The following is a 14,088-nucleotide window of genomic DNA, read 5'->3' on the forward strand; positions in this document are numbered from 1 at the left end:
TTCCGCGCGGCGGCGTGCGAGCACGCCGGGTGCCAGAGTCTACGCACACCGAAACCACCCTCTCACGCTTTAGGGTGGCTCACATGACGATCCCGACCGATCCGAAGACGGGTGAGTTCCGTCGATCCGCCAACCATTTCGACGCGCGAGTCACCGCGGACGGCCGCGACGGCTGGCCGGTGGAGGCGGGGAGGTACCGGCTGGTGGTCAGCCGGGCCTGTCCCTGGGCGAGCCGGGGACTGGTCGTCCGGCGGCTGCTCGGCCTCGAGTCCGCGCTGAGCGTCGCCGTCGCCGACCCGATCCAGGACGACAAGAGCTGGCGGTTCACCCTCGATCCCGATGACCGGGACCCGGTGCTGGGCATCAAGTACCTGGCCGAGGCCTATCACGCGGCTGATCCGCACTACATGGGCGGGATCAGCGTTCCGGCCATTGTGGACATTCCGAGCAAGCGGCTGGTGACCAACGACTATCCGCGGATCACGCTCGATCTTTCCACCGAATGGACCAGTCTCCACCGGCCCGGCGCGCCCGACCTCTATCCCGAGCGGCTGCGCGACGAGATCGACGACGTCAACGTAGGGGTCTTCGCCGACGTCAACGCCGCCGTCTACCAGGCCGGTTTCGCGACCAGGCAGCGTGCGTACGAGGACGCGTACACCCGGCTCTTCGCCATGCTGGACGCGCTTTCCGAGCGGCTCGAAAACCAGCGTTACCTCGTCGGCGACACGATCACCGAAGCGGACATCCGGTTGTTCACCACACTCGTCCGCTTCGATCCGGTCTATCACGGGCATTTCAAGTGCAACCGGAACAAACTGACCGAACTGCCGGTGCTGTGGGCCTATGCCCGCGACCTCTTCCAAACGCCGGGCTTCGGTGACACCGTCGATTTCGACCACATCAAGCGGCACTACTACGGGGTGCACGAGCAGGTGAACCCGACGCGGATCGTCCCGATGGGACCGGACCTGTCCGGCTGGACGACCCCGCATCACCGGGAGCAGCTGGGCGGGCGCCCGTTCGGCGACGGCACGCCGCCGGGACCGCCGCCCGAGGACGAACGGATCGAGGCCACGGATGGAGTCACTTCCTGAACGTACCGACGTCGTCGTGATCGGCGGCGGCATCATCGGGGTCAGCTGCGCGTACCGGCTCGCCGCGGCAGGGGTCTCGGTGCTGCTCCTCGAACGCGACAGCCTGGGCGCGGGCTCGACGGCGAAGGCGGCGGGCGGCATCCGGTCGTCCTTCACCACCAGGGTCAACATCGAGATCGGGCTGCGCGGGCTGGCCGAGTACGCCTCGTTCGCCGAGACGTACGGCGCCGAGATCGACTTCCGCCGCGACGGCTACCTGTACCTGGTCACCGATCCCGCGGATCTGCCCGAGTTCGAACGCTGCGCCGAACTCCAGAACTCCTACGGCGTCCGAAGCCGTCTCGTCGAGCCGGCCGAAGCGCGACGGTTCTCCCCGATGATCGACACCGAAGGCGTGGTCGCGGCGCTGTGGTCGCCGGACGACGCCAAGGCCACGCCGGACTCCGCGGTCCAGGGCTACGCGCGGGCGGCCCGCGGGCACGGCGCGGTGCTGAAGACCGGTGTCGAGGTCGTCGGGATCGAACGCGACGGCGACGAGATCACCGGTGTCCGGACCGGCGACGGTCTCGTCCGGACGGACGCGGTGGTCTGCGCGGCGGGCGCGTGGTCGGGGCGGATCGGCGAGTTCGCCGGTGTCGAGCTCCCGGTGCGGCCGTTCCGGCGGCAGGTGGTGTTCACCGGACCGGTCGCGGGCCTGCCCGAATCCGTGCCGCTCACCATCGAGATGCCGTCGGCCTTCTACTTCCACCGCGAGGGTCTCGGCCTGGCGATGTCCTTCTGCGACGGTGACGGCGATCCCGGTTTCGACACCCGGTATCAGCCGGGTGACTGGTTGCCGAAGCTCGCCGAGATCGCCGCGAGGCGGGTGCCCGCCGTGCTCGAAGCGGGGATCCGCAGCGGCTGGGCCGGGCTGTACGAGGTCACCCCCGACCGCAACCAGATCGTGGGGGAAAGCGTCCAGGTATCGAGGTTCTTCTACGCGACCGGATTTTCGGGACACGGGTTCCAGATGGGCCCGGCCGTCGGGGAACTCGTGCGGGACCTCTACCTGGGGCGGGTCCCGGCCATCGACATCACCGGGCTCGACGTCCGCCGGTTCGCCGGCGACCGGGCAGCGACGAGGGAGCACAACATTGTCTGACGGGTTCATCGAGGTCACCAGCGAGGCGGAGCTGCGGGAGATCCTGCCGCCGCCGCTGGAGCGGACGGCGAACAAGGCGCGGCCCGCGCTTCACGAGATGGACCGGCGATGGCTGGCGGAGTCGCCGTTCGTGCTGATCGCGACGTCGGCGGCGGACGGCACCTGCGACGTCTCGCCGAAGGGCGACCCCGCCGGGTTCACGCTGGTACTGGACGACACGCGGATCGCGATCCCGGAGCGCCCCGGCAACCGCCGCGCGGACGGGTTCCGCAACGTGCTGTCGAACCCGCACGTCGGGTTGATCTACCTGATCCCCGGTCGCGGCGACACGCTGCGGATCAACGGCCGGGCGCGGCTGGTGCGGGAGGCGCCGTTCTTCGACGACATGATCGTGAAGGGCAACCGGCCGCGGCTCGCGCTGGTGGTCGACATCGACGAGATCTTCCACCACTGCCAGAAGGCGTTCATGCGCTCGAAGCTCTGGTCGCCCGAGAGCTGGATGCCCGACGCGATGCCGTCGAGGGCGGTCATCTCGAAGACCTTCGAGCGGCCGGAGGACAGCATCGCAGAGCTCGAGGCGTACTACGAGCCGAGCAAGTACTCGGCCGGTCTGTACTGACCTCGTGAGTGGTAAGGATGGTTCTAACCGTCCTTACCACTCACGAGGCAAGAGGTCACGGTTGCTGGATCGTTGAACGATCTGGCACTATCGACGAGGTGCCTGCACCCACCGGAGCCCAGCATCTCGTCGACGCGCTGACCGCTCTGGGGACCGAAGTCGTCTTCGGTCTCCCCGGGGTGCACAACCTGCCGTTATGGGAGGCGCTGGCCGATTCGGACATCCGGCTCATCGGGGTCCGGCACGAGCAGACGGCCGGGTACGCGGCCGACGGTTATGCCCGCGCGACGGGCAAGCTCGGCGTCGCCATGGTGACCACGGGGCCCGGCGCGGCGAACACGCTCGCCGCCGTCGGCGAGGCGATGGCGTCGGCCGCGCCGATGCTCGTCATCGCGACCGACATCCCGTCCACGCTGCGGCGGCCCGGCGTGGTTCGCGGCGTGCTGCACGAGACGTCGGATCAGCAGGCGATGTTCGCGCCGGTCACCAAGGCCGGGTTCACCGTCACGAGCGCCGACCAGGTCGCCGCCACCCTGCACCGCGCGGCCCGCCTCGCGCTCCAGCCGCAGAGCGGGCCGGTCTACCTCGGCATCCCCACCGACTTCCTGTCCGAGCGGACGCCCGCCCGTCGTCCGCCGAGGTCGCATGCCCGGCCGTCCGAGATCCCGGATCTCTCCGAGGCCGAGGCGCTGCTGGCCACCGCCGATCGGCCGCTGATCTGGGCGGGAGGTGGCGCGCTGCGTGCCGAGGCCGGTGAGGCGATCGGGAAACTCGCCGAACGGCTGGCCGCTCCGGTGCTCACCACGTTCGGCGCTCGCGGGCTCCTGCCGGTCGACCACCCCTGTCTCGCCCCGAACCCGGTGCACGCGCCCGAGGTCGGCGCGCTGTGGGACGAGGCCGACGTCGTCCTCGCCATCGGCACCGACTTCGACGGTCTGATGACGCAGAACTGGCTGATGCCGCAGCCGAAGAAGCTCGTCGCGATCAACGTCGACCCGGACGACGCGGCCAAGAACTACCAGCCGGACATCACGCTGGTCGGCGACGCCCGGGTGCTCACCGAGGCGCTGAAAGTCGAGGAACGGCCGGGTATCGCGGCGCTCGTCGGCAGGCTCGCCAAGGTCTCCGCCCGGGTCCGGCGGCGGATCAAGGAAGAGGAGCCGCAGGCCGCGGACCTGCTGTCCACTTTGGACGAAGTGCTGCCGCAGGACGCCGTCGTGGTCGCGGACATGTGCGTCGCCGGGTACTGGATCGGCGGGTTCCACCGCGTCCGCGCCCCGCGCAAGCTCGCGTATCCGATGGGCTGGGGCACCCTGGGCTACGGCTTCCCCGCCGCGCTCGGAGCCGGTGCCGCGGGCACCGGCCGCGCGATCTGCGTCAGCGGTGACGGCGGATTCCTGTTCGGCTGCGGTGACCTCGCCACGCTGGCGCAGGAGCAGTTGCCGGTCACGGTGATCATCGTCGACGACGGCGGGTACGGAATGCTCCGCTACGACCAGGATCGCGCGGGCCTGCCGCGCCGGGGCGTCGACTGGGACAGCCCCGATTTCGTCGGTCTCGCCCGGTCCTTCGGGGTCCACGCGGACCGCGTCTCCGGTTTCGGGCGCGCGTTCCGCCGGTTGCTCGGCGAGTTCGTCGAGTCCGACGAGCCGAACGTGCTGGTCGTCCGCGCGAAGATGGCGCCGCCGCTCAACACGTCTCCGCGTTGGTATCGCAAGGGTTCTTCGTGACCGGGCTCCGCGTCGGCGTGGACATCGGCGGCACGTTCACCGATCTCTGCGTGCTCGACGAAACCGGTGTCGTCGCCGTCGGCAAGGTCCTGACGACGCACGACGAGCCCGCTCGCGCCGTCGAAGAAGGCATGAGGAGGACACTCGCCGTCGCCGGGCTGGACGCGGCCGACGTCGAGCAGTTCGTGCACGGCACGACGCTGGTCACGAACGCGCTGATCGAACGCAAGGGATCGCGGACCGCGCTGCTGGCGACCGCCGGTTTCCGTGACGTGCTGGAGATGCGGCGCGAACATCGGTACGAACTGTACGACCTGCTCATCGAGCTCCCCGCCCCGCTGGTCCCGCGCCATCTGCGCTTCGACGTCCCCGAGCGGATCCTCGCCGACGGAACCGTCCACACAGGACTGGACGAGGAGTACGTCGCCCGTCTCGGCCGCGAGCTCGACGCCCGCGGGATCGACGCGGTCGCGATCTGTTTCCTGCACGCCTTCACGAATCCCGCGCACGAACGGCGGGCCGCCGAGATACTCCAGGACGTCGCGCCGAGGCTGCGGATCGCGCTGTCCAGCGAGGTCGTCCCCGAGATCCGCGAGTTCGAACGCGCGTCCACCACGGTCGCGAACGTCTACGTCCAGGACCTCACCGAGCGCTATCTGCGCGATCTGGAACGGCGCCTGCGCGCGGTGGGCGTGCGCCCGTCGCCGCACATCATGCTGTCCAACGGCGGGATCGCGACCGTCGACACGGCCGCGCGCTATCCGATCCGCATTCTCGAATCCGGCCCGGCAGGCGGGGCGCTGGCCGCGTCCGCGATCGGTTCCGCGGCCGGTGTCGAGGATCTGCTGGCCTTCGACATGGGCGGCACGACGGCGAAACTGTGCATGATCTCCGGCGGCTCGCCGCTGGTGACGCACGAGTTCGAGGTCGACCGGAAGTACCGGCTGCTGCCGGGATCGGGGCTGCCGGTCAAGGTGCCCGTCACCGACATGATCGAAATCGGGGTCGGCGGTGGCTCGATCGCCCGTATCGACGCGCTCGGCCTGCTGACCGTCGGCCCGGATTCGGCGGGGTCCGAGCCCGGCCCGGTCTGCTACGGCCGGGGCGGCACCGAACCGACCGTGACCGACGCCGACCTCGTGCTCGGCTATCTGGATCCCGGCTACTTCCTCGGCGGCGGAATGACTTTGGACGCCGAGGGCGCGCGTGAGGCGATCCGTTCGAAGATCGCCGGACCGCTCGGCGTCAGTGTCGAAGAGGCCGCCTGGGGTATCCACACGAGCGTCAACGAAGACATGGCCAACGCCGCGCGTGTCCACGCCGTCGAGCGTGGCAAGGATCCGGCGAAGCTGCCGATGTTCACTTTCGGTGGGGCCGGGCCGGTGCACGGCGTCGGGGTGGCGCGGGCGCTCGGCGCACCCGAGGTGGTCGCCCCGCCCGCGGCCGGAGTGCTGAGCGCGGCGGGATTCCTCACCGCGCCGCTGGCCTTCGACTTCGTCCGCTCGGCGCGCTCGGCGGTTCTCGATCTCTCGTGGGAACAGGTCGACACGCTGTTCGCCGAGATGGAGGCCGAGGGCGCGGAACTGCTGGAGAAGTCCGGTGTGGACGGTGCGAAGGTGACGCATCGCCGGATCGCCGAGATGCGGTATTCCGGTCAGGGCTACGAGATCCGCGTGCCGGTCGAACCGGGGAACTGGCCGGATTCGCTGGTCGACGCGTTCACCGAGACCTATCGGACGCTGTACCGGCGGACCGGGCCGGACGTCGCGATCGAGGTACTCAACTGGCGGGTCGTTTCCAGCGGTCCGGTACCCGAGGTCACCTTGAAACTCGCGGGCGCGGTGGCCGAAGGCGACGCACGCAAGGGGAGTCGTCCGGCATACTTTCCCGCCGAAGGTGGATTTGTCGACACGGCGGTGTTCGACCGGTACCGGCTCGAGCCGGGTGATCGTGTCGAAGGACCGGCCATCGTCGAGGAGCGCGAGTCCACTGTGGTCGTTCCGCCGGGAGCTCACTGCGTGGTCGGCGATGATGCCGGCCTGGTGGTGACGGTATGAGCGTCGACCCGATCCTGGTGGGTGTGCTGGGAAACCGGCTGCACTCGATCCTCGCGGAGCAGCAGAACGCGCTCGTCAACACCGCGTTCTCGTCCGTGGTGCGGGAATCGCTCGATCTCGCCTGCGCGGTGTTCGACTCGCGTGGCGAGATGATCGGCCAGTCCGTCGGCGGGACCCCCGGCCACATCAACGCGATGGCGACCGGGATGCACCACTTCGTCGCCGCGTACCCGCCGGAGACCCTCGCGCCGGGCGACGTCCTGCTCACCAACGACCCGTGGCAGACGGCGGGGCAGATCAACGACATCACCGTCGCCACGCCGGTGTTCCTGCGGGGACGGCTGGTCGCGTGGTTCGCCTCCTGTTGCCACGCCCCGGACATCGGCGGACGGCTGGTTTCGGCCGAGGCCAATGAGGTCTTCGAGGAGGGCCTGCGCCTGCCGATCATGAAGTTCCTCCGCGCGGGCGTGGTCAACGCGGATCTCGAACTGCTGATCCGCGCGAACGTCCGCACCCCGGAGGAGACCCTCGGCGATCTGTACGCCCAGGTCACCGGAAACGAGGTCGGCGCCGCCAGCCTGGTGCGGCTGCTGGAAGAATTCGGGCTGGACTCGCTCGACGACGTCGCCGCCGAGATCATGAACCGCTCCGAGCGGGCGTTGCGGGACGCGCTGGCGAAACTGCCGGACGGCACGTACACCAGCGAACTGGTGACCGACGGATTCGACGACGAAGAGGTCGTCCTCAAGGTCGCCGTGACCATCGACGGCGACGAGATCCACCTCGACTTCGGCGGATCGTCGCGGCAGAGCCGTCGCGGGATCAACGTCGTCCTCAACTACACCCGTGCGTACGCCTCGTTCGCGGTCAAGGCGGCCATTTCCCCCGAGGTGCCGCACAACGCGGGCTCGTTCCGTCCGGTGCACGTCACCGCTCCCGAGGGTTCGGTGCTCAACTGCGCGCCGCCCGCGCCGGTCGCGTCCCGGCATCTGATCGGGCACTTCCTGCCGTCGCTGCTGATCACCGCGCTGCACGAGGCGTTGCCGGGCAACGCTTTGGCGCACAGCGCGGACGCGTTGTGGATGACGATCTGGCGCGGGACCGACGCCGGGGGCGGCGAGTTCATGCTCAACGTCTTCCAGACCGGCGGGATCGGCGCGAGGTCCACAAAGGACGGCCTCAGCACGACGGGATTCCCGAGCGGGCTGCGGTCCACGCCGACGGAGGTCATCGAGACGATGGCGCCGCTGGTCCAGCGCGAACGAGTGCTGCGAGTGGACTCCGGTGGCGCCGGGCGGCGGCGCGGCGGCCTCGGCCAGCGCACGTCGATGGCGGCACGCGGCGAGATTTCCTGGAGTGTCAACGGGAACATCGACCGGGTGCGCCGTCCCGCGTCCGGTGTGGACTCGGGACACGAGGGGGCTGTCGGCCGGTTCGGGCTCTCCGACGGAGCGGACCTGCCGTCGAAGAGCCGGGTGAACCTGCGGCCGGACGACGTCGTCGACGTGATCCTGCCCGGCGGCGGCGGATACGGCGACCCGTTCGAACGGGAGCCGGAGGCCGTGCTCGCCGACGTCGTCGATGGCTACGTCTCGGTGGAAGCGGCGCGCGAACTGTACGGCGTCGAGGTGACGTATCACGGAGAACCCGGGGCTTTGGTGCGGCTTCCGGAGGACTACACAGCGGTTTCGTCGAGAGGGAGGAAATGAGCATGGGTCGGCTGGCAGGCAAGGTCGCGGTGGTCTTCGGCGGCGCGAGGGGCATCGGTCTCGCCACCGTGAAGGAGTTCGTCGCCGAGGGGGCGACCGTGTTCTCCAGTGACATCCGCGAGCCCGCCGAGGCCGTCGAAGGCGCCGCACACTCCCTTGTGGACGCCACCGACGAGGGACAGGTCGACGAGTTCGTGCGCGGGGTGCTGGCCGGAACCGGCCGGATCGACGTGCTGTTCAACAACGTCGGCATCCACCTCGGGAAAGCCCTGTCCGACACCACGCTGGCGGAATTCGACAACATCTTCGCGCTGAACGTGCGGGCCGCCTTCCTCGGCATCCGGGCGGTGCTGCCGCACATGATCGCCCAGAAGGCGGGCAGCATCGTCACGACGTCGTCCAACGGCGGCGTGATGGGCCGCCCCGGCGACCCGGTGTACAACGCGACCAAACACGCGCTGGTCGGCCTGACGAAGTCGATCGCCGTCGCGCACGCGCACCAGGGGATCCGCGCGAACACGGTCAACCCGGGCGCGATCGACACCGACATGCTGCGCGGCACACTCGCGTCGCCGGAAGATTTCGAGGCGAAACAACACCAGCTGACCGCGAGCACGCCCGCCGGACGGGTCGGCGAGGCGTGGGAGGTCGCGAAGGCGGTCGTCTTCCTGGCGAGCGACGAATCGAGGTTCGTCAACGGGGTCGCGCTCCCGATCGACGGCGCCAAGGCCGCCGGTGCCATGCCGGGCAACCGGTACAGTCTCGACTTCGAACTCGGCGTCAGGTAACGCAGTGTCCACTGTGGATGCCGAGGAGACACTTGCCCGCGACAGGCCACTGCTCGAACGAAGCGGGACAGCGGAACGGGTCGCCGAGATCCTGCGCCAGCGCATCACCGAAGGCGTCTTCCCGCCGGGGTCGAGGCTTTCCGAACCGTCGATCAGCGCCGCGCTGGGCGTTTCGCGCAATACCCTGCGGGAGTCTTTCCAGCTGCTGGCGCACGAACGGCTGGCGGTGCACGAACTCAACCGCGGCGTGTTCGTGCGGGAGCTGACCGCGCAGGACATCTCGGATCTCTACGTCATGCGGCGGGTCACCGAATGCGGCGCGCTGCGGCGCGCGTCTGAAATGTCCACTGTGGATCTCTCCGCCGTCGCACTCGCGGTGCGCGAAGGCCGTGCCGCGGCCGACGAAGGCGACTGGCAGGCTGTCGGGACCGCGAGCATCGCGTTCCATCAGGCACTCGGCGATCTGGCCGGCAGTGAACGGGTCAGTGCGACCATGCGGCAGGTGCTGGCGGAGACGCGGCTCTTCTTCGTGCTGGCCGAGAACACGCGCGCGTTCTTCGAGCCGTTCCTGGTGCGGCACGAGCGGATCCTGCGGGATCTGGAGCGAGGGCGGTTCGGGCCCGCGGAGACGGCGCTGGAGAAGTACCTGCGGGATGCTGAGAAGCAGCTTCTGGCCGCTTATGACCGGCGGGGTTGAGCCTCGGGGCGTGCAATGAAAGTCCCCTTCATTGCAAATTTTGCAATGAAGGGGACTTTCATTGCACACGCGTCAGCAGTTCAGAGCGGCACCGGCCCAGTCCGCGTGATCGGAATCGACCCCGTCGCCGCCGTCGGTGACGACAAGGTCGAGCACCTGCACCCCGCTCAACGGCACGGAAAGCGTCTGCGCCGCCTGGCCGCGCTTGAGCACACCGGTGTTCGCCAGCCGCTTGCCGTCGCCGAGGACCTCGAACGCCACGCTACCCCCGGCCTTCTCGTCGTCGACGCCGACGGACGAAGCGAACGACGCGCAGCCGCCGCCGAGGTAGAGCCGGACCTTGGACGGCGCGTGGACGCCCAGCCCGTCGTCGTAGGTCACCCCGCCGATGCTCATCTTGTGGCCGTCACCGGCACTCGATTCGCCGTTGCTGGTCCCGCGCTCCACCGGTCCGTAGCCGTTGTCCGCCGTCATGAACGCCACCTTCGAGAGCGCGTCCGTCCCGGCGGCAGGGGGTTTCACAAGGGGAGCACTGCCGTTCATGGACAACGATCGCGCCCCGGATGACGTCCGATAGTCGATCCGCCCGGAGACCTCGACATGGTCACCGGAGGGAGACGACGGGCGCACGGTCCAGGTGCGCTCCCACGACTTTCCCGGTGCGACAGCGGGAATCCGTGCTTCGGTGCCGCCGTCCGGTTTCCAGCCCGCGCCGACGGTGAGCTTCACCCTGCCCTCGGTCAGCGGCGTCCTGCCGTCGTTGAACACCTGCAGTGTCGTGGTGAACGGCTTGTCAGTGGCGGCGTATTCGGGCGACCGCAAGGAAAGTGTCGTATGCGGCGCGGCCTTCGGGCGGCTCGACGGCCAGACCCGGAAGACCGCGGAACCGTGGCCGGGCAGCCCCGCCCGCAGGATTCCGGCGGACTCGGTTTCGTCGCCGGTCCACAGGTCCCGGACCCGGTAGCCGGACGAGGCCGGGGCGCCGATCTCCCGGGCGGTGGCGGACAGGGCCGACGGGGCGCCACCGCGATTGAACAGGACGACGACGTTCGAGCCGTCGGACATCGGCTTGGCCCAGACCTCGGTGTCGCCGTCGTCGCGGACCTTGCGGCCCTGCTTGCCGCCCCAATCCTGGTTGACCGCGAGAAGGTCCTTGTTCAGCAGGATCTTCTTGGTCGCGCCGGACATCGAGCGCAGGTCGTTGCCCGCCAGCAGCGGGGCGTTGAGCAGTGACCAGAGCGCGAAGTGGGAGCGGTACTCCGTGTCGGTCATGCCGCCGTTGCCGACTTCGAGCATGTCCGGGTCGTTCCAGCCGCCGGGCCCGGCATAGCCTTCCAGGCCGACCTGCTGGTCGAGGAGGTTCGTCATGCTCGACCAGGTGTCACTGATGTCGCCGGTGGTGCGCCACAACTGCGCCCCCGCGCCCTTGCCCCACTCCCAGGGCTTGTTCTCGCCCCATTCGCAGAGGGCGTAGACGATCGGGCGGCCGGTCTTCTTCAGTGCCTCGCCCATTTTCGTGTACCGCTCCAGCGCGGGACGGCCCTGGTTGTGGCAGTTGTCGTACTTGAGGTAATCGACTCCCCAGTCCGCGAAGGTCCGCGCGTCGACCTCTTCGTGATCGAGCGAGCCCGGCATGGTCCGCGCGCAGGTTTCCGTGCCGGCGCTGGTGTAAACGCCGAGCTTCAAGCCCTTGCCGTGCACGTAGTCGGCCAGCGCCTTGATGCCGCTGGGAAACCGGGTCCGGTGCGGTGCGTACTTCCCGTCGGGGGTGCGGTTCTTCTCGGCCCAGCAGTCGTCGAGGTTGACGTACTGGTAGCCGGCGGCCTTCATCCCCGACGTCACCATCGCGTCGGCGGTTTCCCGGATCAGCTGTTCGGTGATGTCGCAGCCGAACTTGTTCCAGCTGTTCCAGCCCATCGGCGGTGTCGCGACCGGTGGCGGGCTTTCGACGGCCGCCACCGGAACGGCGCAGAGGGCGGTGAGCGTGCAGGCGGCGGCGAGCGCGCCAGCGAGACGACGCATAAGTTCCTCCCAGAATGCTCAACTTTGAACAAACTCACTCATCAAACAACAGGATCAGCCAGTGCTGGTCAAGAGCCGTTGGGATGGTGTTGGAAATTCACCGGAGGTTGCGGCGACAGACCGGACAGGTCCGCGGCGCGAACTGTGCACGATGGAGTGTTCGCGTCGCGGCCGGATCCGGGTGAGGATGGGGACACGGACTCGAGGAGGAAGATCATGGTGTCGTCGGCATCCGCGCACAATCCGCTGTGGCATCCCTTCGCGGACATGGGAGCGGTCGACGGCGACCGGCTGGTCATCGCCCGCGGTGAGGGTTCCTATGTCTGGGACGACGAGGGAAAGCGCTACTTCGACGCGACGGCGTCGCTCTGGTACGCGAACTTCGGCCACGGACGCGAGGAGATCGCGGTGGCCGTCGCGGACCAGCTGCGGACGCTCGATTCGTACAACCTGTTCGGCTACAACGCCAACGAGCCCGCGCTGAGGCTCGCCGAGCGCGTCTCCGCGCTGGCGCCGGAACCGGGCTCGAAGGTGTTCTTCGGTTCGGGCGGCGGCGACGTCATCGACACCGCGGTCAAGATCGCCCGGGCGCATTTCGCGCATACCGGACGCCCGGAGAAGGTGCACGTGATCGGGCGGGTGCAGGGGTATCACGGCACGCACGGCTTCGGTACGGCCGTCGGCGGCATCGCGGCCAACGCCACGGGCTTCGGGCCGTTGCCGGGCGACATCTCGCACGTGCCGTACGACAGCGCGGAAGCGCTCGAAGCGGAGATCCGGCGCGTCGGGCCGGAGCGGGTCGCGGCGTTCTTCTGCGAACCGGTGATCGGCGCGGGCGGGGTCCTGCTGCCGCCGGACGGGTACATCGAGGCGGTCGCCGGGATCTGCCGCAAGCACGGCGTGCTGTTCGTCGCCGACTGTGTGATCGCCGCGTTCGGGCGGCTGGGGACCTGGTTCGGGATCGACCGGTGGGACGTGAAGCCCGACATGATCACCACCGCGAAGGGCATCACCGGCGGGACGATCCCGCTGGGCGCGCTGATCGTCGCGCCGCGGGTGGCCGAGCCGTTCTTCACCGGGAAGCCGGGCGCGCCGGTGCTGCGGCACGGCGCGACCTACGCGGGACATCCGGTCGCCTGCGCCGCGGGGAACGCGACGCTGGACATCTACGAGCGTGACGGGCTCATCCCGCGCGGGCGCGAACTGGAGAAGCCGTTGGCGGACGCGCTTTCCGGGCTGGCTTCGCATCCGCTGGTCGCGGAGGTCCGGGCCGGGCTGGGGTTCCTCGGCGCGGTGGAACTCAAGGCCGATTTCCTCGCGTCCGACGCCGGCGCGCCGAACCGGTTGCAGCGGACGGCGCGGGAGGAGGGCGTCCTCGTGCGGAACCTGGCCAAGGGGATCGCGGTCTCGCCGCCGCTGATCGCCGGGGAGGCCGAACTGGACTTGCTCACCACGGCTCTGCCACGTGCGCTGGACCGGCTGGTCTAGGCACGCGACTTCACTGGGAGGGCCGTATGGCCGAGTTGAGCGAGCAGGTCCGTGACCGGGTCGCGGCGCCGAACTTCTGGCATCTGGCCACGGTGAACCTCGACGGTTCGCCCCAGGTGTCGCCCATGTGGATCGACGTCGAAGGCGACCACATCGTGTTCAACACCGCCGTCGGCCGGGTGAAGGAAGAGAACCTGCGCCGCGATCCGCGCGTGTCGCTGTCGTGCGTGGACGCGGACAATCCCTACGACCGGGTCGTGATCCATGGCCGGGCAGTCGAGTTCGTCGAGGGTGACGAGGCGGACCGCTGCATGGACCGGCTGGCGAAGAAGTACGTCGGCACCGATCACTACGAATGGCGGATTCCGGGGGAACGGCGAGTCAAGATCCTGGTCGAGCCGGACCGGGTTCGGCACGTCGTCGGCGTCGAGCCCTTCCGGCGCGGAATCCTGCCCGAGGCCTGAGGCGGGGGGCCTGCGCAAGTCCGTGAAGGCCTCCTTGAGGGACCCAGGGTCCCTCAAAGGTCCCCTCACTCGGCCCGAGGCGCACCCTCCACGACGATGCCGCGTGAAGGGGGCCTTCACGTACTTCAGGCGACCAGGTACCGAACCGTGGAGGGTCTCGTGAGTGGTGGGGGAGGGTGGGAACATCCTCCCCACTCCCGAGGACGCGGATCACCTCGACAAGACCCTGAAGCAACGAAGGGGGATTTTATTGTGAAAGTCCCCCCTAAAGGTCCC

The 14,088-nt window shown here is 69.1% G+C and carries 11 protein-coding genes; 10 read left to right on the plus strand and 1 reads right to left on the minus strand.

All coding sequences use genetic code 11. The features are described from left to right. The first annotated feature begins 83 nt into the window (after positions 1-83). From ACZ5IK_RS05255 to ACZ5IK_RS05290, 8 genes are all read left to right on the plus strand, one after another. Positions 84-1,097 (plus strand): glutathione S-transferase family protein, encoded by a 1,014-nt coding sequence (locus ACZ5IK_RS05255; RefSeq protein WP_465486634.1) that lies wholly within the window; start codon positions 84-86, stop codon positions 1,095-1,097. Next, entirely contained in the window at positions 1,081-2,238 is a 1,158-nt protein-coding gene (locus ACZ5IK_RS05260; protein ID WP_465486635.1) for an NAD(P)/FAD-dependent oxidoreductase, read from the plus strand. The genes ACZ5IK_RS05255 and ACZ5IK_RS05260 overlap by 17 nt, the downstream gene beginning before the upstream one ends. After that, on the plus strand, positions 2,231-2,857 hold the full coding sequence (locus ACZ5IK_RS05265) for a pyridoxamine 5'-phosphate oxidase family protein (RefSeq protein WP_465486636.1): 627 nt from the start codon (positions 2,231-2,233) through the stop codon (positions 2,855-2,857). The genes ACZ5IK_RS05260 and ACZ5IK_RS05265 overlap by 8 nt, the downstream gene beginning before the upstream one ends. Positions 2,858-2,955: 98 nt before the next feature. Next, positions 2,956-4,587: a thiamine pyrophosphate-binding protein gene (locus ACZ5IK_RS05270; protein WP_465486637.1), complete on the plus strand. Its 1,632-nt coding sequence runs from the start codon at positions 2,956-2,958 to the stop codon at positions 4,585-4,587. Beyond that, a complete protein-coding gene (locus ACZ5IK_RS05275) occupies positions 4,584-6,644 on the plus strand; it encodes a hydantoinase/oxoprolinase family protein (RefSeq protein ID WP_465486638.1) in 2,061 nt (686 codons plus the stop codon). Before ACZ5IK_RS05270 ends, ACZ5IK_RS05275 begins: the two co-directional genes overlap by 4 nt. Continuing rightward, a complete protein-coding gene (locus ACZ5IK_RS05280) occupies positions 6,641-8,353 on the plus strand; it encodes a hydantoinase B/oxoprolinase family protein (protein ID WP_465486639.1) in 1,713 nt (570 codons plus the stop codon). The genes ACZ5IK_RS05275 and ACZ5IK_RS05280 overlap by 4 nt, the downstream gene beginning before the upstream one ends. Before the next feature lie 2 nt (positions 8,354-8,355). After that, positions 8,356-9,141 (plus strand): SDR family NAD(P)-dependent oxidoreductase, encoded by a 786-nt coding sequence (locus tag ACZ5IK_RS05285; RefSeq protein ID WP_465486640.1) that lies wholly within the window; start codon positions 8,356-8,358, stop codon positions 9,139-9,141. Between the two features lie 4 nt (positions 9,142-9,145). Next, a complete protein-coding gene (locus ACZ5IK_RS05290; protein ID WP_465486641.1) occupies positions 9,146-9,838 on the plus strand; it encodes a GntR family transcriptional regulator in 693 nt (230 codons plus the stop codon). 72 nt (positions 9,839-9,910) lie between these two features. On the opposite strand, the gene ACZ5IK_RS05295 is transcribed toward ACZ5IK_RS05290, so the two are convergent. After that, positions 9,911-11,860: an NPCBM/NEW2 domain-containing protein gene (locus ACZ5IK_RS05295; protein WP_465486642.1), complete on the minus strand. Its 1,950-nt coding sequence runs from the start codon at positions 11,858-11,860 to the stop codon at positions 9,911-9,913. A 216-nt stretch (positions 11,861-12,076) separates the two neighbouring features. Between ACZ5IK_RS05295 and ACZ5IK_RS05300 the strand changes: the two genes are divergently transcribed. Both ACZ5IK_RS05300 and ACZ5IK_RS05305 read left to right on the plus strand, forming a co-directional pair. Continuing rightward, positions 12,077-13,348, plus strand: a complete 1,272-nt coding sequence (locus ACZ5IK_RS05300; RefSeq protein ID WP_465486643.1) for an aminotransferase family protein — start codon at positions 12,077-12,079, stop codon at positions 13,346-13,348. Between the two features lie 26 nt (positions 13,349-13,374). Continuing rightward, positions 13,375-13,812, plus strand: coding sequence for a PPOX class F420-dependent oxidoreductase (locus ACZ5IK_RS05305; protein WP_465486644.1), 438 nt, complete (start codon positions 13,375-13,377; stop codon positions 13,810-13,812). Positions 13,813-14,088: the final 276 nt, after the last annotated feature.

The organism is Amycolatopsis sp. NPDC031561 (assembly GCF_055580625.1).